15 protein-coding genes are annotated in these 20,153 nt (G+C 59.5%); 5 read left to right on the top strand and 10 right to left on the bottom strand.

What is annotated here, in order from left to right; genetic code table 11:
- Positions 1 to 76: 76 nt before the first annotated feature.
- Complete coding sequence (locus F3I21_RS02285; RefSeq protein WP_150058181.1) at positions 77 to 1,267, bottom strand: glycosyltransferase; 1,191 nt, start codon at positions 1,265 to 1,267, stop codon at positions 77 to 79.
- A 402-nt stretch (positions 1,268 to 1,669) separates the two neighbouring features.
- Positions 1,670 to 2,695: a Mal regulon transcriptional regulator MalI gene (gene malI / locus F3I21_RS02290; RefSeq protein WP_031279152.1), complete on the bottom strand. Its 1,026-nt coding sequence runs from the start codon at positions 2,693 to 2,695 to the stop codon at positions 1,670 to 1,672.
- A 177-nt stretch (positions 2,696 to 2,872) separates the two neighbouring features.
- Here malI and malX point away from each other — a divergent pair, with 177 nt between their 5' ends.
- From malX to add, 3 genes are all read left to right on the top strand, one after another.
- Positions 2,873 to 4,459, top strand: coding sequence for a maltose/glucose-specific PTS transporter subunit IIBC (gene malX, locus F3I21_RS02295; protein ID WP_031279154.1), 1,587 nt, complete (start codon positions 2,873 to 2,875; stop codon positions 4,457 to 4,459).
- Positions 4,460 to 4,461: 2 nt separating this feature from the next.
- A complete protein-coding gene (locus F3I21_RS02300; RefSeq protein WP_150058183.1) occupies positions 4,462 to 5,637 on the top strand; it encodes a MalY/PatB family protein in 1,176 nt (391 codons plus the stop codon).
- A 118-nt stretch (positions 5,638 to 5,755) separates the two neighbouring features.
- On the top strand, positions 5,756 to 6,754 hold the full coding sequence (gene add / locus F3I21_RS02305) for an adenosine deaminase (RefSeq protein WP_127834039.1): 999 nt from the start codon (positions 5,756 to 5,758) through the stop codon (positions 6,752 to 6,754).
- A gap of 62 nt (positions 6,755 to 6,816) precedes the next feature.
- Here add and F3I21_RS02310 read toward each other — a convergent pair whose 3' ends face one another.
- The 5 genes from F3I21_RS02310 to F3I21_RS02330 form a co-directional block, all read right to left on the bottom strand.
- On the bottom strand, positions 6,817 to 7,857 hold the full coding sequence (locus tag F3I21_RS02310; protein ID WP_150058185.1) for an oxidoreductase: 1,041 nt from the start codon (positions 7,855 to 7,857) through the stop codon (positions 6,817 to 6,819).
- 77 nt (positions 7,858 to 7,934) lie between these two features.
- A complete protein-coding gene (gene araC / locus F3I21_RS02315; protein WP_021506176.1) occupies positions 7,935 to 8,852 on the bottom strand; it encodes an arabinose operon transcriptional regulator AraC in 918 nt (305 codons plus the stop codon).
- Positions 8,853 to 8,909: 57 nt separating this feature from the next.
- Complete coding sequence (araH, locus tag F3I21_RS02320; RefSeq protein WP_021506177.1) at positions 8,910 to 9,896, bottom strand: L-arabinose ABC transporter permease AraH; 987 nt, start codon at positions 9,894 to 9,896, stop codon at positions 8,910 to 8,912.
- Between the two features lie 17 nt (positions 9,897 to 9,913).
- Positions 9,914 to 11,434, bottom strand: coding sequence for an L-arabinose ABC transporter ATP-binding protein AraG (gene araG, locus F3I21_RS02325; protein ID WP_021506178.1), 1,521 nt, complete (start codon positions 11,432 to 11,434; stop codon positions 9,914 to 9,916).
- Positions 11,435 to 11,608: 174 nt separating this feature from the next.
- Complete coding sequence (locus F3I21_RS02330) at positions 11,609 to 12,592, bottom strand: arabinose ABC transporter substrate-binding protein (RefSeq protein ID WP_021506179.1); 984 nt, start codon at positions 12,590 to 12,592, stop codon at positions 11,609 to 11,611.
- A 366-nt stretch (positions 12,593 to 12,958) separates the two neighbouring features.
- Between F3I21_RS02330 and F3I21_RS02335 the strand changes: the two genes are divergently transcribed.
- Positions 12,959 to 14,644 carry a ribulokinase gene (locus F3I21_RS02335; RefSeq protein WP_150058187.1) on the top strand — a complete coding sequence of 562 codons (1,686 nt, stop codon included), beginning with the start codon at positions 12,959 to 12,961 and terminating at the stop codon, positions 14,642 to 14,644.
- Between the two features lie 11 nt (positions 14,645 to 14,655).
- Positions 14,656 to 16,146: an L-arabinose isomerase gene (araA, locus tag F3I21_RS02340; RefSeq protein ID WP_150058189.1), complete on the top strand. Its 1,491-nt coding sequence runs from the start codon at positions 14,656 to 14,658 to the stop codon at positions 16,144 to 16,146.
- Between the two features lie 477 nt (positions 16,147 to 16,623).
- On the opposite strand, the gene yjfF is transcribed toward araA, so the two are convergent.
- The 3 genes from yjfF to F3I21_RS02355 are packed head-to-tail and all read right to left on the bottom strand — an operon-like array spanning position 16,624 to position 20,136.
- Entirely contained in the window at positions 16,624 to 17,610 is a 987-nt protein-coding gene (gene yjfF, locus F3I21_RS02345) for a galactofuranose ABC transporter, permease protein YjfF (RefSeq protein ID WP_021506182.1), read from the bottom strand.
- A complete protein-coding gene (gene ytfT / locus F3I21_RS02350) occupies positions 17,607 to 18,623 on the bottom strand; it encodes a galactofuranose ABC transporter, ATP-binding protein YtfT (RefSeq protein WP_058758461.1) in 1,017 nt (338 codons plus the stop codon). Before ytfT ends, yjfF begins: the two co-directional genes overlap by 4 nt.
- A complete protein-coding gene (locus F3I21_RS02355; protein WP_150058191.1) occupies positions 18,616 to 20,136 on the bottom strand; it encodes a sugar ABC transporter ATP-binding protein in 1,521 nt (506 codons plus the stop codon). The genes ytfT and F3I21_RS02355 overlap by 8 nt, the downstream gene beginning before the upstream one ends.
- Between the last annotated feature and the right edge of the window lie 17 nt (positions 20,137 to 20,153).

Consider the following 20,153-nt stretch of genomic DNA (forward strand, 5'->3'; position numbering starts at 1 on the left):
GTGCGCGCTGGCCATTGCGTCAGCGCCGCCGGCGATCACCGGGGATCCGCTTCCTCCACCCGGCGTGATTCATGGGTCAAATCTCTTTAGCGCTGACGCCCGGGGCACGATTCACCTGTGCTGTCTGCTGATAAAAGGCGTCGAGACGGGCGCGAAAGCGCGCCGGATCGTGCTGGTCTTTAATTCTTTGCAGCGCCCGCGCCGAGCGGGTGCTGATCGCCTCGCGCTGCGCCATTATCTGCGTGATGATCTGTTTGAGCTGCGCAATAATTCTGGCCCTGATCGCCTGTTTCTCCTGCGCTGAAGCGATGGTGATTTCAAACATATCATTCAGCGGACAGTCAATAAGCCAGCCGGCCGAAGCCGGGTTTATTTCCGGCAGTGCGCGCACATTAGTGGTAATGACCGGACAGCCGCACGCCTGCATTTCCAGCACTGAAAAGCCGTAGGTATCCTGCCAGGTCGGTAATAATCCCACATCGGTCTGTTCGAGCATTTTCATCAGCCGATCATTTTGCAAAAATGTTTCATGCCTGAAGATTGCCTGCTGATTAATCAGGTCTTCAATCCGCTGATGAAATTGCGCGTCATCCTGCTGCGCGCCGTGCGCGATATTATAGCGATGCTTCAGGTTGCCCGTTAAATTCACCTGCACGCTGTCGGGATGAATGATGCCTTCTGCCAGCAACTCGCTAAAGGCCAGCACCACTTCCGCCCCACCTTTACGATAAAACTCATTGCCGACAAAGCTGAACGTCAGCTTCGCCTGATTCACCGGCCTGACCCGATCACAGATAATTGCCTGTGGCGGATGCAGCGTATGCAGTTTGGGCAAAATGGCTGCAGCCTGCTGCGGAAACGCCTGTAACAGCTTGATTTGAATCTTTTTCGTCGCGTCGGAAATAGCCAGCAGCGCCGTACACTGCGGTGCCGCGATCAGTTTGAGTTGTTTCTGCAATTGTGGATTATGCAGTTTGGCCATGCCCGCCACCGGCAGCACGCGCGGAATTTCGGTTTCAAATGTCGCCATCCAGCGTTTTTTCGTGCAGGCCACTTCATTAAAAAGATGGATGATTTGCGCATCGTCCGGCACCGAGAACGGTAGCGGCGCGAAAATAAACAACTTATTGGCTTTGCGGATTTTCTGCCTGACGGCGTTACGATAAAACCAGATATTTTTATATTTCAGATTGAGATAATGGTGTGAATCGTTGACGATGATATTTCTCTTTTCCGGATAACCTTTCCCATTTACGATTATTTTCATACGTGCCCCGGCACAGGAAAAATAAGCATAGCTGGCAGTATATTCCTCGCCAGTCACAAATCCAGCGAGCAAGTAAACCCGCGCTAAACAATAAGAAAATACACATTTTGTGACAGGTAATAACATCAGCCAGCCTGAATAAAATACAGGCGCGTCCGGTAAAGAATATTAATCAATACAAAATTCGCGGAATTTATAAAAGTGGCTAACGCGTTGATTTTCATTTAACGCTGGCCATATTATGACAATTTCGTGTCAATATTTTATGTTGAAGCTTAATCTTTATTTTCTGCTGGCCCGCCATGCATAAGCAGAACGACGATCACAGGCCGGCTGAAAATCGGTAAGCAGCGGTAACAGAAACGTGGCGAGTAATGATCTGACGCCGGGCGGGCGACAGGCTTAGCGGCCCTGCACCAGCTGCGGCGGCACGATTAACGTCTGCACATCGGCCTGTGGCTGCGCCAGGCGCTGTAATATGCGTTCTGCCGCGCGCCGCCCGACGATGCGCGCTTCACTGCTGACAAACGTCAATGCCGGATCGTTCAGCTCAGGCTGCGGATCGTCGTTGAAGCCGACCAGCGCCAGCTGCTGGGTGTAGTAACTGTCCACGGCATCTTCCCCGAGGGTGCGGCCGCTGCGCAGCGCGCCGAAATAGCAGCCGAGCGTGGTGCTGGCATTGTGGGCCAGAATAGCGGTAATACGCGGATGCTGATGCAGCAGCGCCTGCGTCAGCGCGGAGACGCTCTGCTGGCGATCGTCACATTCGATAATCCAGTCCGGGCGAAACGGCAAACCGTACTGTAGCAGCGTGGCGCAATAGCCGCCGATACGTTCGGCGCGCGTCAGTGAGGACCCCAGACCGCCCACCCAGGCGATGCGCTGATGTCCCTGTTTGATCAGATACTCGGTGGCCATCCGCGCCGCCTGGCTGTTATCCGGACGCAGCGAATCGACTTTCTCCAGACTGCTGGCGCGCGCGGCGCAGATCAGCGCAATATTTTGCTCCTGCGCCTGCAGCCGCAGCGATTCCGCCTGCGCCACCGCGCCGCCCAGCACAATGCCATCGGCACCCTGCGCCGCCAGTGAATCAAAACAGCGCTGCAGATGCTGGCCGTGCTGACCACTCTGCGTCAGCACCAGCACTTTGCCCTGCTGCTCCAGCACCTCACTCAGTCCCGCCGTCATTGCTGCATAAAAGGGCTGGCTGAGATCGCGCACGATCAGGCCAATCACCCCGCTCTCACCGCCGCGCAGCATGGAGGCCGAGCGGTTACGCACATAGCCGAGTTGCTCAATCGCCTGATTCACCCGCGCGGCGGTGGCAGGTGAAATGCGCCCTTTGCCGGACAGCACCAGCGATACCGTGCTGACCGATACGCCAGCGGCCTGCGCGACATCATGGATGGTGATTTTCTGCTGGGACATAGTGTGACGCTTTTCGTTGCCGGAAAATTCAAAGAGGTAAAACGTTACACTGATTCGCATAAAAATAAAGCCTGATGCTCGTCACGCTTTGTGATTATCACCACAAAAAGCCGTGATAAAACGTTTTATCATCCCCCACCACTTTACCCGCTTGTTACTTTTTAGCCAGGAGAGACTATGCCTCACAGCCAACCCAAAATGTCGCTCTGGGAATTTTTCCAGAGCCTGGGGAAAACCTTCATGCTACCCGTGGCGCTGCTGTCGTTTTGCGGCATCATGCTGGGGATCGGCAGTTCACTCAGCAGCCATGATGTGCTAACGCTGATTCCGCTGCTCGACCAGCCGTTCCTGCAATACCTGTTTATCTGGATGGCAAAAATCGGCTCCTTTGCCTTTAGCTATTTGCCGGTGATGTTTGCCATCGCCATCCCGCTGGGCATGGCGCGGGAAAACAAAGGCGTAGCGGCGTTTGCCGGCTTCGTCGGCTTTGCGGTGCTCAATCTCAGCGTTAACTTCTGGCTGAACATCAACGGGATTCTGCCGACTACCGATGCGGCGGTGCTGAAAGCCAATAACGTGCAGAACATTCTCGGCATTCAGTCCATCGACACCGGTATTCTCGGCGCGGTGATTGTCGGCATTGTAGTGTTCTGGCTGCACGAGCGTTTTCACAATATTCGCCTGCCGGATGCGCTGGCATTCTTCGGCGGCACGCGCTTTGTGCCGATTATCACCACCGTGGTGATGGGCCTGCTGGGGCTGGTGGTACCGCTGATCTGGCCTTTCTTTGCGCGCGCGATCACCGGTCTTGGCTGGATGATCAACAGCGCGGGCGAATTCGGCCCGATGATCTTCGGCACCGGAGAACGTCTGCTGCTGCCGTTTGGCCTGCAGCATATTCTGGTGGCGATTATTCGCTTCACCGATGCCGGTGGCACCATGGAGGTGTGTGGTCACAGCGTCAGCGGCGCGCTGACCATCTTCCAGGCGCAGCTGGCGTGTCCGGAAACTCACGGCTTCGCGGAAAGCGCTACCCGCTTCCTGTCGCAGGGTAAAATGCCGGCATTCCTTGGCGGCCTGCCGGGGGCAGCGCTGGCGATTTATCACTGCGCGCGCCCGGAAAACCGACACAAAATTAAAGGCCTGCTGATTTCGGGCGTGGTTGCCTGCGTGGTCGGCGGCACCACCGAACCGATCGAGTTCCTGTTCCTGTTTGTCGCACCGGTACTGTATCTGATCCACGCGCTGCTGACCGGTCTCGGCTTCACCGTGATGGCGATGCTTGGCGTGACCATCGGTAATACCGACGGTAACGTGATCGACTTCTTCGTGTTTGGCGTGCTGCACGGCCTTTCGACCAAATGGTACTGGGTGCCGGTGATTGCCGCCGTGTGGTTTGTGGGTTACTACGCCATCTTCCGTTTCGCCATCACCCGCTTCAACATCAAAACACCTGGCCGCGAAGCAGAAACCAGCCGCGTTGAGCAGCAGGTCAGCCGCGCCGGCGTGGGCAAATCCGGCTACAACACGCCAGCGATTCTCGCGGCGCTGGGTGGCGTTGACAACATCACCTCGCTGGATAACTGCCTGACGCGCCTGCGCCTGTCGGTGGCCGACATGAGCAAGGTCGACGATGCCGCGCTAAAAGCCAACGGCGCCATCGGCGTGGTGCACCTCAATCAGACCAATCTGCAGGTAGTCATTGGCCCGCAGGTGCAGTCGGTCAAAGATGAAATGGCCCATCTGATGAGCGCGACGGTGTAAACATGCAGGCGTTTAATTTTGATCGGGTAGTGGATCGCCATGGCAGCTGGTGCACGCAGTGGGACTTTGTCGCCGACCGCTTTGGCGTGCCAGATCTGCTGCCCTTCACCATCTCGGACATGGATTTCGCCACCGCTCCCTGCATCATTGACGTGTTGCAGCAGCGGCTGAATCACGGCGTGCTGGGCTACAGCCGCTGGCAGCACGAGGATTTCCTTTCCGCCCTGCAGCACTGGATGCGCAGCCGCTTTGCCAGCGAGATCGCGGCAGAGTCGCTGGTGTATGGCCCGTCGGTGATTTATATGGTGGCGCAGCTGCTGCGCCACTGGACGCAGGCGGAGGATGAGATGCTGATTCACACGCCCGCCTATGATGCGTTTTACCAGACAATCATCGGTAATCAGCGCAGGGTGCTGGAACTGCCGTTGCAGCGCGCTGGCGACACATGGCGCTGTGATATGGCTGAGCTGGAAACCCTGCTGGCGCGGCCGCGCTGTAAGGTGATGCTGCTGTGCAGCCCGCACAATCCCACCGGCAAAGTGTGGCAGCGCGCAGAGCTGCAGCAGATGGCGGCACTGTGCGAACGGCATGGCGTGAGCGTGATCAGCGACGAAATCCATATGGATATGGTGCTGAGCGCGGCGCGCCACACGCCGTGGTGCGAGGTGGCACAAGGCCGCTGGGCGCTGTTTACCTCGGCCTCGAAGAGCTTCAATATTCCGGCGCTGACCGGCGCCTGGGGCATTATTCCGGACGCGGACGATCGCCGGGCGTGGTTTCACGCGCTGAAGCAGCAGGACGGGCTGTCGTCACCGGCGGTGATGGCGCTGGCTGCGACTATTGCCGCCTACCGTCACGGCGCACCCTGGCTCGACGCGCTGCGCGATTATCTGCGCGCCAATATGCAGCACATTGCGCAACGGCTCAACGCGGCGTTTGCCGGGCTCAACTGGCAACCGCCGCAGGCCACTTATCTGGCGTGGATTGACACCGCGCCGCTGGCCATTGATGACGTCGCGCTGCAGCAGCGGCTGATCCAGCAGCATAAGGTGGCGATTATGCCAGGCAGCACTTACGGCAGCGCCAGCCGCAGCTATCTGCGTCTCAACGCTGGCTGCCCGCGCAGCAAGCTGGATGACGGGCTGGACCGGCTGATTGCCGCACTGCAATCGTTCTGACCTGCAGCGGATGCTGATTAATTCAGCATCCGCTGCCCGCTTTGCGCAAATCACTGGCGCGGTTGCGCAAGATGTTTTTATAATGGTCTGCACTTTACGTTAATTCAGCGAGTGCGACATGATTGATGCGAAACTTCCCCTCACCGACCTTCACCGCCACCTCGATGGCAATATCCGCGCCCAGACCATCCTTGATTTAGGTCGTCAGTTCAATCTTGCGCTGCCCGCCGATACGCTGGATACGCTGCGTCCGCACGTGCAGGTGACCGCCAACCAGCCGGACCTGGTGAGCTTCCTGCAGAAGCTTGACTGGGGCGTCAAAGTGCTGGGCGATCTCGACGCCTGCCGCCGCATTGCGCTGGAAAACGTCGCTGACGCCGCGCAGGCCGGTATCCATTACGCTGAGCTGCGCTTCTCACCGGGCTACATGGCAATGAACCATCAGCTGCCGATTGCTGGCGTGGTGGAAGCGGTGATTGATGGCGTGCGCGCGGGCGTGCAGCAGTACGGCGTTGATGTGAAGCTGATTGGCATCATGAGCCGCACCTTCGGCGAAGAAGCCTGCCTGCGCGAGCTGGAAGGTCTGCTGGCGCACCGCGATGGCATCACCGCGGTCGATCTGGCCGGCGATGAACTGGGCTTCCCGGGCAGCGAATTCCTCAGCCACTTTAACCGCGCCCGCGATGCCGGATTCCGCATCACCGTGCATGCCGGTGAAGCCGCCGGACCGGAGAGCATCTGGCAGGCGATCCGCGAGCTGGGCGCTGAGCGCATCGGTCACGGTGTCAAAGCGATTGAAGACCGCGCGCTGATGGATTTCCTCGCCGAACAGCGCATTGGCATTGAATCCTGCCTGACGTCGAACATTCAGACCAGTACCGTAGCCTCGCTGGCCAGCCATCCGCTGAAGGCGTTCCTGCAGCACGGTATTCTGGCAACCATCAACACTGACGATCCGGCGGTACAGGGCATTGAGCTGGCGCATGAATATGAGGTGGCTGCGCCACAGGCGGGCCTGAGCGCCGCTGAGATTCGCCAGGCGCAGGAGAACGGTATTGCCATCGCCTTTTTAACCGAGGCAGAGAAAGCCGCGCTGCGCCAGCGCGTGGCGGCATAAGCCATAAAAAAGGAGCGCAGATTGCGCTCCTTGTTGATCGGCTGGCGATAACGCCGTCCGGTTTATTTCAGGCTCAGGGTCTGGCGTTTCTCCGCCGACTGCAGGCCAAGCTCAATCAGCTCCATCACCTGAATCGCCTCTTCCGCCGTAACCGGGTTGGCGCCGTTGCCGGCAATGGCGTCGCGGATCGCCGCATAATAGGCCGGATAGTTGCCCGGCAGTGTCAGCAGCTCTTTTTCCACCATCACGTCGCCCTCGGCCAGCGTCAGCGTGCCGTTGCGCATATCGTAGCCCCACTCTTCACGCGGCGGACGCTCACCGGCTTTCAGACGGTCCTCCTGCGGATCGAGCCCATACTTAACGTAGCTGCCGCGCGTGCCGTGCACCACAAAACGCGCCGATTCCGCGGCCACCAGCATGCTGGCATGCAGCACCACGCGCCGGGAGGGATAAGTCAGCACCGCGTGGAAGTAATCGGTGGTTTGCGCGCCGGGACGCAGTTCAGCCATGTCGACGTTGATCGCCACCGGCGGTCCAAACAGCTGCAACGCCTGGTCCAGCACGTGCGGTCCAAGATCGAACCAGATCCCGCTGCCCGGGCCTTTCATTTCGCGCCAGCGCTGACGCACTTCCGGACGGAAACGGTCAAAGTGCGACTCCAGATAGCGCACCTCGCCCAGCGTGCCGTCGTTCAGCAGCGTTTTCAGCGTCAGGAAATCGCTGTCCCAGCGGCGGTTGTGGAACACCGACAGCAGCAGCCCTTTGGCTTTGGCCAGCTGATCGAGCTCGCGCGCCTGTGACAGTGTCACGGTAAACGGTTTATCGACCACCACATGCTTGCCGGCATTGAGTGCCGCTTTGGCGAGCGGGAAATGGGTGTCGTTAGGGGTAGGAATTACAATCAGGTGCAGCGTCGGGTCATCCAGCAGCGCCTGAGGATCGGCCACCACCTGCACCGACGGCCAGTCAGCGTGCACTTTACTGGCATCGCTGCTGGAGATCGCCGCCAGCTCAACGTCTGGCGTACCGGCGATCAGCGGCGCATGGAAGGTTTTGCTGGCAAATCCGTAGCCGATCAGGCCGACACGTAGTTTATCGCTCATTCTCATTCCTCTTGTTCGTGACCTGACTGATTTAAGACGAATCAGTCAGTAAGAACAAGGCGGAATCACCTGAAAGCTCAGGAGATCGCACTCCGTGCCGGTTGCCAGCTCTCCTGGGCCACCAGCGCGTCGTGCGCATCCTGACTGCGGCGGCGGAAATCGCTCGGACTGACGCCCACCCGCTTGCGGAACACGCGCGAGAAGTAGAGCTGGTCGTCGTAGCCGACCTCGCGCCCCACCGAGGCGATCGGTTCCTGAGTGGTTTGCAGCAGCAGCTTGGCGCGGATCACCCGCTGATCTTCGCGCCAGCGCAACAGGTTGATCCCCATCTGCTCGCGGAACAGGTGGGCCAGACGCGACGGCGACAGGCAGACGTGGCGCGCCACTTCCTCGATTTTCACCTCGCTGGCCAGATGATTGGTGACGTACTGGCAGGCTTCAATCACGCGCGGATCGCGAATTTGCTGATGGCTGCGCGGATCCTCTTCTACCGCACGCAGCAGCAGGCGTTCCAGCAGATTCATCGCCAGCTCTTCGGCGAAGCGGCGTCCGGAATTATGCGTCTGTTCGATGCTGGCAAACAGGCGGTCAAATTCGGCGCGCAGCGCATCCGGCAACCGCAGCCGGCCAACGCCCTGGTTCTGATCCTGCCACTGCAGCCAGTCGGTCCAGTAGGCGCGCGGACGGAAATAGACCCAGCGATGGTGCCAGCACGGACTGTCCGGCGCACGGCCATAGTAGTGCGGCGTTTTCGGCTGAAACAGCAACAGGTCGCCTGGCTCGCAGTCAAACGCTGACGCCCCGTCAAACACCCGTCCCTGGCCTTTAATGGTCAGATTGAGGATGTAACCTTTCATGCCGTGCGGGCGATCGATAAAAAAATCGAGCTGATCGCCGGCGTTGATCGGCGTCAGTCCGGCTACCAGCCAGGCGTTAAACGGATAGCCCGGCAGTAACGGATTTTGCTGTTCACTCGGCGCTTCGCGGTGGTACATAAGGATCTCCCGGTTCGCGTGACGTTGGGGCGCAGCGTTGCGGCTGCGCCCGCGGGATCAGGCGGTTCTGCTTTTTTGTTTGTAACGGTCAAAGATCACCGCCGCTAACAGTATCAAACCGCGCACCACATACTGTGAGAATGGCGAGATATTCAATAAATTCATCGCATTCTCGACGGTACCCAGAATCAACACCCCGGCGACCACGTAGGAAATCTTGCCGATACCGCCCTTCAGCGACACGCCGCCCAGCACGCAGGCGGAGATAACGATCAGCTCATAGCCGAGCGAGGTCATCGGCTGACCGCTGGTCATGCGCGAAGCCAGGATAATGCCGGCGGCTGCTGATACCAGCCCGGAAAGGATAAAGATGATGATGCGCGTGCGCACCACCGGCACCCCGGCCAGCCGCGCCGCTTCCTCGTTGCCACCAATCGCCAGCGTGTTGCGGCCAAAGGTGGTTTTGTTCAGCAGGAAACCGAACACGATCATGGTGGCGATGGTCAGCCAGATCGGTGCCGGCACGCCCAGCCAGTTGGCGTAGCCGAGGGTGAAAAAGCGCTCATCCTCAATCCCCACCGCTTTACCGTCGGAGAAGATATAGGCCAGGCCGCGCACAATCTGCATGGTCGCCAGCGTGGTGATCAGCGCGTTAATTTTGAGACGCGCAATCACGAAGCCGTTAACGAAGCCGGTGGCCATACCGAGCAGCAGGCCGGCGGCGACGCCGATCCACAGGCTTTCGGTCATGTTGATCACCACGGCGGTGACGACGCCAGCGCAGGCAATCACCGACGCCACCGACAGGTCGAAATCGCCGGAGGCGAGGCAGAACAGCATGCCGCACGCCACCATGCCGGACATCGACATCGCCAGGCCCAGCCCTTTCATGTTGATAAAGGTGCCAAAATTAGGCACGAAGATGGCGCAGACGATAAACAGCAGCGCAAACACCACCAGCATGCCGAAGTTGTCCCAGATGCGCCCGAGCTGCAGGCCACTGCGCTGCACCGGTGGCGTATTGGACGTGGTAGATGAAGCCATTTTTACTCTCCTTTACCTCAGGCCACGGCGGCCGCTTGAGTGGTTTTCGGCATGGCCAGGCTCAGCGTCAGCTGCTCCGTGGCGGCGTCGTGGGGCAGTTCACCGGCAATCTCACCTTCGCGCATCACCACGATGCGGTCGGCCAGTCCCATCACTTCGGGCAGATCGCTGGAGGCAAACAGCACCGCGATCCCTTTGTTCGCCAGCTGATAAATCAGGTTATAGATTTCATGTTTGGCGCCGACATCAATGCCGCGCGTCGGTTCGTCGAGCAGGATCACGTTCATCTCCTCCGACAGCCAGCGGCCCAGAATTGCCTTCTGCTGGTTGCCACCGGACAGATTCATGATCAGCTGATGCGCACCCGGCGTTTTGATGTTCAGCGAGCGAATGTGGTGGTCCGCGTTTTTCGCTTCCCAGCCCGGCTTGATCAGACAGCCGGCACTCAGGTTGTGGCGGCGCGCGCTGATATTGATGTTTTCGCGCACCGAGTGCACCGGGATGATGCCTTCGGCTTTGCGATCTTCCGGGCACAGCATGATACCGGCGCGGATGGCATCAATCGGTTCGCGGATGTTGAGCTGCTTACCGTCCAGCGTGACCGTGCCTGCGCGCAGCCGGGTGGCACCAAACAGCCCTTTCATCAGTTCGCTGCGGCCGGCACCGACCAGTCCAAACAGACCGACAATTTCTCCGGCGCGCACCGTCAGCGATATCGGCATCCGCACGCCTTTCGCTTCCACCTGGTCCAGCTGCAGACGCACGGGCCCCAGCTCACGTGGCGCGTAGCCATAGATATCTCCGAGATTGCGTCCGACCATCGCCTCCACCAGATCGTCATGGTGGGTATTGGCCATATCCGTGAAGGTACGCACGTAGCGCCCATCCTTAAACACGGTGATGGCATCGCTCAGCGCGAAAATTTCTTCCATGCGATGCGACACGTACAGCACCACCCGGCCCTGTTCGCGCAGCTGGCGAATCACGCGGAACAGATGCTCAATTTCGCGCGCCGACAGCGAACTGGTCGGCTCATCAAAGGCGATGATGCGCGCGTTGCGCGCCAGCGCTTTGGCGATTTCGACCATCTGCCACTGGCCGAGCGACAGGTATTTCAGCGGCATGTCGGGGTCGATATCCATGCCAAGATTTTTCAGCTGCAGACCGGCTTCGTAGCGCAGCAGCTTACGGTTAACCAGCCCGCGCTTGTGCGGCAGCTGGCCAAGATAGATGTTCTCCGCCACGCTCATTTCCGGTACCAGATGCAGCTCCTGGTAAATGATCGCCACGCCGGCATCCAGCGCATCAACGGTATTGCTGAAGCTTTTCGCTGTGCCTTTGATGCGGATTTCGCCGCCGCTGGGCTGATAGCTGCCGCTGAGGATTTTCAGCAGCGTGGATTTGCCCGCGCCGTTTTCTCCCATCAGCGCGTGCACTTCCCCGGCGCGGCACTGAAAAGAGATATCCTGCAGCGCTTTCACACCAGGGAAGGTTTTGCTGATGCCATGAAATGACAGAAATGCTGGATCCGTGTTCATGGGAACTCCTGAGCCTCTATATTTCGCACCGTAGCGGCGTTGGCTGCGCACATTTACCCCGGTCACTGACTTCAGTAAGCTCCCGGGGATTAACATGTTTGCCGCCTTGCTACAGCACGAACTATGCCGGCTGCCTGTTAATTAACATCACATTGAGAACGGCTTAAAACCGACTTACATCAGCCCTTTCTTCGCCAGCTCGGTTTTGAAATTGTCGCGGGTGATCAGCACCACGTCGGTCACCTCGGTGAATTTCGCTGGCTCCTGCCCTTTGGTCACCCAGTTGTAAAGCATTTCGCTGCTCTTATAGCCGTGCACGTCCGGGCTCGGCAGCAGGGAACCGTAGAAGCCGGTTGGCGCGCCTTTTGACAGCTCGCTTACCGCGTCCACGCCGTTGATACCGATGCCGATCACGTCCGGTGCCTTGAAGCCCTGGCCTTCGGTGGCGCGCACGCCGCCCAGCACGGTGTTATCGTTCATGCCGACAATCAGCCAGTGCTTCACTTCCGGATGCTGCACCAGCAGCGAGTTACCGGCGTCAAACGCGCCCGGGATATCGTTAGATTTGGTCGGCACCTGATAAATCTGCTTCTCCGGGAAGCCGGCGGCTTTCAGCGCGGCCATCGAACCACCGGTGCGGCGGCGTGCGGTATCCAGTTCGTTAGCAGTAATCGCCATCACGGCGGTTTGCTTCACATCCCAGCCGCGTTTCTGCATCTCTTTGTACAGCTCCTGGCCCTGACGCTCGCCGATTTTGGTCGCCGCCATCATCACCAGCGGTACGGTATCCATCGGCTTGCCTTTGGCGGTGACAAACTGGTCGTCCACGGCAATCACTTTCAGGTCATAGCTGCGTGCTTTGGCGACGATGGCCGAGCCCAGCTTGGGATCCGGGGTACAGATGACAAAGCCTTTGGCGCCGCTCGCCGCCAGGCTATCGATAGCGTTCAGGGTTTTTTCACCGTCCGGCACGGCAATTTTGATCACTTCAAAGCCGAGATCTTTGCCGGCCTTATCGGCGAATTTCCACTCGGTCTGGAACCAGGGTTCCTCCGGCTGTTTGACGAGAAAACCGAGCTTCATGGTCTCGGCGATAGCGGATTGTGACATAAGCGCGGCGAGGCCTGCGGCCGCCAGTGCTTTAGTGAATTTATGCATGATGCTCTCCGGCACAATGGTGTTTTATCGCTGTTATCAACGAATCGGTGTAAACGCTACCAATCAGATTTCACGTTCGGGTACAGCGCAAAATCAGCGCGTTAGCTCAAAGGTTGTACAAAGGCTGTGCAAACGCTGGGCTAGTTGTAGCGGGAAAAGCGCGGAAAAATGTAGAGCGGTATCACATCCCAAAACGATGACTAAATCCTCCATATATTCAGCAAAATTAACCGGACATTAACTTTTGCTGTCGATCACACAACCCCGCCGATGACAGAAAAGTGCATATTCTCAGCCGCTGATGACTAACCGCCGCCCGCGCCCCATTCCAGGATAGAGCGAGACAACTCACACAGGAGAATCCCGATGAGCGCGGGTGCCATAACAATTGGGCTGGATTTCGGCAGTGACTCGGTACGGGCGCTGGCCGTGGAGTGCCACAGCGGTAAAGAGCTGGAAAAGGCGGTGGTCAACTATCCGCGCTGGGCAAAGGGTGACTTCTGCGATGCCCACGCCAACCGCTTTCGTCATCATCCTCAGGATTATATTGATGCGCTGGAGCAGGCCATCGTCAGCGTGGTGCAGGCGTTAAGTCCGGCGCAGCGCGCCGCGGTGGTGGGTATTGGCGTCGATTCTACCGGCTCGACGCCGGCCCCCATCGATCGCGACGGCAACGTCCTCGCGCTGCGTCCGGAATTCGCCAGCAATCCCAACGCCATGTTTGTGCTGTGGAAAGATCACACCGCCATAGAAGAAGCCGAAGAGATCAACCGCCTGTGCCGCAGCGGCCAGTTCACCGACTATACCCGCTACATCGGCGGCGTTTACTCCTCCGAATGGTTCTGGGCCAAAATTTTGCACGTGTCGCGTGCCGATGCCGCAGTGCGTGAGGCGGCGGTGTCGTGGGTAGAGCTGTGCGACTGGGTGCCCGCGCTGCTGAGCGGTACCACCGCACCGGCCGATCTGCGGCGCGGACGCTGTGCCGCCGGGCACAAATCATTGTGGCATCCGGAGTGGCAGGGTTTACCGCCGGCGGCGTTCTTTCGCGCGCTCGACCCCATGCTGGTGGAACAGCTCGATTCGCCGCTGTTCAGCGATACCTTTACCGCCGATGTGCCGGTCGGCACGCTGTCGGGCGAATGGGCGCAGCGTCTTGGCCTGTCAGAACAGGTGGTGCTGTCCGGTGGCGCCTTTGACTGCCACATGGGCGCGGTTGGCGCGGGCGCACAGCCGTACACGCTGGTGAAAGTGATCGGCACCTCGACCTGCGACATCCTGATCGCCGACAGCGAACAGGTTGGCGATCGCGCGATCAAAGGCATCTGCGGTCAGGTCGACGGCAGCGTGATGCCGGGCGCCATCGGCTGTGAAGCCGGACAATCGGCGTTCGGCGACATCTATGCCTGGTTCAGTCGCCTGCTCGGCTGGCCTTTGCAGCAGGCGGCGCAGCGCCATCCTGAATTACAGCCGCAGCTGGCCGCGCTGCAGCAGGATTTGATCCGCCAGCTGACCGACGCCTGGGCGGCAAATCCGCAACTCGATCACCTGCCGGTGGTGCTGGACTGGTTTAACGGTCGCCGCACGCCGGACGCCAACCAGCGCCTGAAAGGCGTGATTACCGACCTCAACCTCGGCACCGATGCGCCGGCGCTGTTCGGTGGCCTGATTGCCGCCACCGCCTTTGGCGCACGCGCCATCATGGAGTGCTTCGAGCAGCAGCAGATTCCGGTGCAGAACATCCTGACGCTCGGCGGCATTGCGCGCAAATCCCCTGCCATCATGCAGGCCTGCTGCGATGTGATGAACCGGCCGCTGGACATTGTCGCTTCCGATGAGTGCTGCGCGCTGGGCGCGGCGATTTTTGCCGCCGTTGCCGCCGGCGTTTACCCCGATGTGCCGGCGGCGCAGCAGGTGATGGCCAGTCCGATTGCCGTCACCCTGCAGCCGGACAGCCAGCGCGTGGCGACTTATCAGCAGCTTTATCAACGTTATCAACACTGGTGCCAGGCGGCTGAACCGCAGTACGCCGCGCGCGCCGCATCCGCTAAGTAAAGGAGCGATGAATGGAACAGAAAGTCTGGTTTGTGATTGGTACACAGCATCTCTACGGAGCGGAAACCCTGCGCCAGGTTGAGCAGCATGCGCGCCTGGTGATGGACGGCCTGAACCAGGCCGGTACGCTGCCGGTGCCGCTTGAGCTGAAGCCGCTGGTAAAATCACCGGATGAAGCGCTGGCGCTGTGCCGCGAGGCCAATCACGACAGCCAGTGCGTCGGTATCATTACCTGGCTGCATACCTTTTCGCCGGCAAAAATGTGGATTGGCGGACTGAGTATTTTGCATAAGCCGCTGCTGCAGTTTCACACCCAGTTCAATGCGGAAATTCCATGGGACAGCATGGATATGGACTTTATGAACCTGAACCAGACCGCGCACGGCGGCCGTGAGTTCGGCTTCATTGGCGCGCGCATGGGTCTGCAGCACAGCGTGGTGACCGGTCACTGGCAGGATAAAACCAGCCAGCAGCGTATCGCGCGCTGGATCAATGCCGCCCTGGCGAAGCAGGCCAGCCAGCAGCTGAAAGTGGCGCGCTTCGGTGACAATATGCGCGAAGTGGCGGTCACCGAAGGCGATAAAGTGGCAGCGCAGATTCAGTTTGGCTATGCGGTTAACGGCTGGGGCGTCGGCGATCTGGTTGAGGTGGTAAACAGCGTCAGCGACGGTGATGTCAACGCGCTGGTCGACGAGTACGAGAGCCAGTATCTGTTCAGCGCAGTGGCGTCTGTACACGGCGACAAGCGGCAGAATGTGCTGGATGCCGCACGCATCGAACTGGGCCTGAAGCGCTTCCTCGATAGCGAAGGCTGTAAAGCCTTTACCACCAATTTCCAGACGCTGCACGGTATGACCCAACTGCCCGGTCTGGCGGTTCAGCGCCTGATGGCTCAGGGCTACGGTTTCGCTGGTGAAGGCGACTGGAAAACCGCCGCGCTGCTGCACATCCTGAAAGTGCAGGCCGGCACGCGCGCCGGTGGCACCTCGTTTATGGAGGATTACACCTACCACTTCGCGCCGGGCAATGAGCTGGTGCTGGGATCGCACATGCTGGAAGTGTGCCCGTCGATCGCCAAAGAGGAGAAGCCGCTGATTGATGTGCAGTTCCTCGGCATTGGCGGTAAAGCCGATCCGGCACGTCTGATTTTCTCGACGCCGGCGGGTCGCGCGGTGAACGCCAGCGTCATCGACATGGGCGACCGCTTCCGTCTGCTGGTCAACGTGGTCGATACCATTGAACAGCCGCAGGCGCTGCCGAAGCTGCCGGTGGCACGCGCGCTGTGGCGCGCACAGCCGTCGCTGGCCACCGCTTCTGAAGCGTGGATCCTGGCGGGCGGCGCGCACCATACGGTGTTCAGCCAGGCGCTGGATGTTGAGGATATGTACCTGTACGGCGAACTGCACGGCATCGAAGTGCTGGTGATTGATGACGAGACGCGCCTGCCGGCCTTCAAAGATGCGCTGCGCTGGAACGACGCGTACTACCGCCTGAAACGTTAATTACCTGAAATATTGAAGCAAGCCGCGAGTGTATCGCGGCTTTTTTTATGGCTTAAAACGTGCGCGCCAGTCAACAAAGGCAGGCGTTACGTAAAGCCGGCGTGAATACCTCCCTGTCGCCCCGGCCGCCCTGGTTTCCTTAATGCAGGTTGGTTGCGCTTTTACCGGAGCCGAATTTGCATCGACCATCAAGCGTTGTACTGACGACAGCAATGACAGTCTCACTTGCCCCATCAAGGCCAGCCCGAATAGCAAAGCGTCCGCGCCAGGGATGGCGCGGCCGATCGGCATGGATGCGGGGTTTCTTTGCGGTTGGGCTGGCCTTGATGGGGCCGGGCACCCGATTAACAGCAACCCCACCAAACTTTCACGACTCTGAGCGCTAAAACTGCAAACCCCACCAAACATCCACGAATCAGAGCATAAAAAAAAGGTGCGCCAGTTTGCGCACCTTCTAACACACACATGCGATCACGACTAAGAGGTTAAACGCTTAACCGGCGCGTTCTGCTGGCGGTCCCACATCACCGTCAGCAGACGCTGAAGCGCAATAAAGGCAAACAGCAGGATACCGATGGCGATTTTGGTCCACCACGAACTCAGCGTGCCGTCGAAGTTAATCCATGTCTGAATCAACCCCTGAATCAGCACCCCAAACAGCGTGCCCAGCACCGTACCGACGCCACCCGACAGCAGCGTGCCGCCAATCACCACCGAAGCGATGGCATCCAGCTCGACGCCCAGCCCGGCCAGCGCGTAGCCGGCCGAGGTGTAAATGGAAAATACGATGCCTGCCAGCGTCGCCAGCGTGGTCGACAGCATATAAATCTTAATCGTGGTGGCGCGCGTCGACACGCCCATCAGCTGAGCCGACGTCAGATTGCCGCCAATGGCGTACACCTGATTACCAAAGCGCGTACGGTGCGCCAGCAGAATGCCCCCCGCCACCACCACCAGCATAATCACCGCCAGCAGGCTGAGACGTCCGCCGCCGGGAATTTTCCACGCCAGGCTCGACAGCGTGGTATACAGCGGATGATCGATAGGAATCGAGTTCTCCGACACCAGATAGCTGCAGCCGCGCAGGAAAAACATCCCGGCGAGCGTAATGATAAAGGCCGGGATTTTTAATGCATCAATCAGCCAGCCCATCATGGCACCAAACAGCGCGCCTGCCGCCAGAATCAATGCAAAGGCCAGCAGCGGATCGACATGGTAGTCGCCGATGATGCGCGCCAGGAACACGCCGGTGAAGGCGATCACCGCGCCAACGGACAGATCGATGCCGCCGGACAAAATCACAAACGTCATGCCGACGGCGATGATGCCGAGAAACGCATTATCCGTGAGGATGTTGCAAATCACCCGCGTTGAGGCAAAGCCGGGAAACTGGCTGAGGCAGAACAGGTAACCCGCGACAAACACCAGCAGGGTAATCATTAACGGTAAATGACGCTTGATCATGGTTTACGTCTCCCCTTCAGCATGGCGATAAAGCGCGGCGACTGCAGCAGCAGAACGCACATCACCACCACCGCTTTCACCACCTGGTTCAGCTCCGGCGGAAAACCTGACAGCAGGATGCCGGTATTCATTGACTGGATTATCAGCGCGCCAACCAGCGACAGCACCAGGTTAAAACGCCCGCCCATCAGCGAGGCGCCACCAATCACCACCGCCAGAATGGCGTCCAGCTCCAGCCACAACCCGGCATTATTGGCATCGGCACCGCGAATATCGGCGGCGACAATCAGCCCGGCTACCGCCGCACACACGCCGCTGATGGCGTAGGTGGACATCACCACCAGCCAGCCGGTCACCCCGGCATTGCGCGCCGCACGCAGGTTGATGCCTACCGCTTCGATGAACAGGCCAAGCGCGGTTTTGCGCGTCAGCAGCCACACCGCCACGGCCACCAGCAGGGTAATCCACACCGGTACCGGCAGCAGCCACAGCGAACCGCTGCCAAACCACGCGAGGCTGTCACTGTTAAAGGTGACGATCTGTCCCTGGGTGATCAGCTGCGCGATGCCGCGCCCGGCCACCATCAGAATCAGCGTGGCGACAAACGGCTGAATCTTCAGCAGAGCCACCAGCACGCCGTTCCACAGGCCGCACAGCAGCCCGGTACCGAGCGTGGCCAGAATAATAAAACTCAGGCTGTGCCCCGCCACCGTCAGCGTCGCCGCCGTCGCGCCGGCAATTGCCATCACCGCACCCACCGACAGATCGATCCCGCCGGTGGCGATCACCAGCGTCATACCAATCGCCAGCAGCGCCACCGGTGCGGCGCGGTTGAGAATATCAATCGGGCTGCCGAACAGCCGGCCATCCTGAATGTGAATAGCAAAAAAGTTATTCGCCACCAGGCTGTCGATCAGCAGCACCAGAATCAGCGCGACGATCTGCGGCATGCCCGGCGGCAGCTTCGGCTTCCGCCGTTCCGGTTTTTCGTGTGTCATAGGCGATTCAAGCATGTTGTGCTCCTCCGTCCGCGATGGCGTTGACGATCGACGCCACCGACAGCTGCTCCAGCGGAATTTCGGCGACCTGCTTCAGATCGCGCATGATCAGCACGCGATCGGCATAGCCCACCAGCTCTTCAAGTTCAGAGGAGATGACCAGCAGCGCCAGTCCGTCGGCGCACAGGGATTCAATCAGCCGAATGATCTCGGCGTGGGCGCCCACGTCGATACCGCGCGTCGGCTCATCCAGAATCAGAAACTGTGGTTTAGTCACCAGCCAGCGTGACAGCAGCACCTTCTGCTGGTTACCACCCGACAGCAGCTCCACCGGCTGGTCGGCGTGCGGCGTGCGAATACCCAGGCTCTTGATAAAACGCTCGGCTATCGCCTGCTGCTCACGGCGTTTGATCGGCCGCAGCCAGCCACGCTGCGCCTGCAGCGCCAGAATGATGTTTTCCCGCACCGAGGCCGCGCCGATGATGCCGTCAGTTTTACGATCTTCCGGGCAGAAGCCCATGCCGAGACGCGAGGCTTTGGCCGGCGTGCGGATATGCTGCACTTTGCCTTTGATGGTGGCGATACCGCGATCGGCGCGGCGGATGCCAAACAGCACCTCGGCGGTCTCGGTGCGCCCGGAGCCGAGCAGTCCGGCCAGCCCCACCACTTCACCCGGCCGTACCTGCAGGCTAAACGGTTCAATGGTGCCTTTCTTGCCGTAATCCTCAAATGACACCACCGGCTGATTGCTGCGTAACGTACTGCCCTGGCGCTGCAGTGCGGTTTCCAGCAGCTCTCGCCCCAGCATCAGCTTAATCAGCTCAATCTGCGGCAGCGAGGCGGTGTCCCGCGTGGCGATAAACTGGCCGTTGCGCAGTACGGTAATCCGGTCGGTAATGCGGTACACCTGGTCGAGAAAGTGGGTGACGAAAATCAGGCTCATGCCTTTGGCTTTCAGCTGCGCCATCAGGGTAAACAGCATCTCCACTTCACTGGCATCGAGGCTGGCAGTTGGTTCATCCAGAATCAGTACCTGCGCGGAGAGATCGACTGCGCGGCAGATCGCAATAATCTGCTGCATCGCCACCGAGTAGTGGCCGAGCGGACGCGTCACATCCAGCGCGAAGCCGTAGTTGCGCATCAGCGCATCGGCGTCGCGCACCATGCGCTTGCGATCGATCATGCCGAAGCGGCGCGGCTCGCGGCCAATGTAGAGGTTATCCGCCACCGACATATTCGGCAGCAGATTCACTTCCTGATAAACGGTGCCAATGCCCATCTGCTGCGCATCGGCGGTACTGTGCGGCGCAATTACCGCGCCGTTGAGGGTAATGGTGCCGGCATCCCGCGTGTAGACGCCGGTCAGCACTTTAATCAGGGTCGATTTCCCCGCGCCGTTCTCACCCAGCAGCGCCATAATTTCGCCCTTGCGGATACTGAACGACACGTTATCCAGCGCTTTGACGCCGGGAAAGCCTTTGCTGATGCCGTTGAGGCTCAGCAGGGGTGTTTCATCGTAGCTGCTCATCAGATTCTGCCTCGCTT

The sequence above is a fragment of the Pantoea sp. B_9 genome (genome assembly GCF_008632015.1).
Lineage (GTDB): Bacteria > Pseudomonadota > Gammaproteobacteria > Enterobacterales > Enterobacteriaceae > Pantoea > Pantoea dispersa.

Coding starts and splice junctions, on each gene's coding strand:
- F3I21_RS02285 (WP_150058181.1), bottom strand. CDS start 1,267: ATGAAAATAATCGTAAATGGGAAAGGTTATCCGGAAAAGAGAAATATC.
- malI (WP_031279152.1), bottom strand. CDS start 2,695: ATGTCCCAGCAGAAAATCACCATCCATGATGTCGCGCAGGCCGCTGGC.
- malX (WP_031279154.1), top strand. CDS start 2,873: ATGCCTCACAGCCAACCCAAAATGTCGCTCTGGGAATTTTTCCAGAGC.
- F3I21_RS02300 (WP_150058183.1), top strand. CDS start 4,462: ATGCAGGCGTTTAATTTTGATCGGGTAGTGGATCGCCATGGCAGCTGG.
- add (WP_127834039.1), top strand. CDS start 5,756: ATGATTGATGCGAAACTTCCCCTCACCGACCTTCACCGCCACCTCGAT.
- F3I21_RS02310 (WP_150058185.1), bottom strand. CDS start 7,857: ATGAGCGATAAACTACGTGTCGGCCTGATCGGCTACGGATTTGCCAGC.
- araC (WP_021506176.1), bottom strand. CDS start 8,852: ATGTACCACCGCGAAGCGCCGAGTGAACAGCAAAATCCGTTACTGCCG.
- araH (WP_021506177.1), bottom strand. CDS start 9,896: ATGGCTTCATCTACCACGTCCAATACGCCACCGGTGCAGCGCAGTGGC.
- araG (WP_021506178.1), bottom strand. CDS start 11,434: ATGAACACGGATCCAGCATTTCTGTCATTTCATGGCATCAGCAAAACC.
- F3I21_RS02330 (WP_021506179.1), bottom strand. CDS start 12,592: ATGCATAAATTCACTAAAGCACTGGCGGCCGCAGGCCTCGCCGCGCTT.
- F3I21_RS02335 (WP_150058187.1), top strand. CDS start 12,959: ATGAGCGCGGGTGCCATAACAATTGGGCTGGATTTCGGCAGTGACTCG.
- araA (WP_150058189.1), top strand. CDS start 14,656: ATGGAACAGAAAGTCTGGTTTGTGATTGGTACACAGCATCTCTACGGA.
- yjfF (WP_021506182.1), bottom strand. CDS start 17,610: ATGATCAAGCGTCATTTACCGTTAATGATTACCCTGCTGGTGTTTGTC.
- ytfT (WP_058758461.1), bottom strand. CDS start 18,623: ATGCTTGAATCGCCTATGACACACGAAAAACCGGAACGGCGGAAGCCG.
- F3I21_RS02355 (WP_150058191.1), bottom strand. CDS start 20,136: ATGAGCAGCTACGATGAAACACCCCTGCTGAGCCTCAACGGCATCAGC.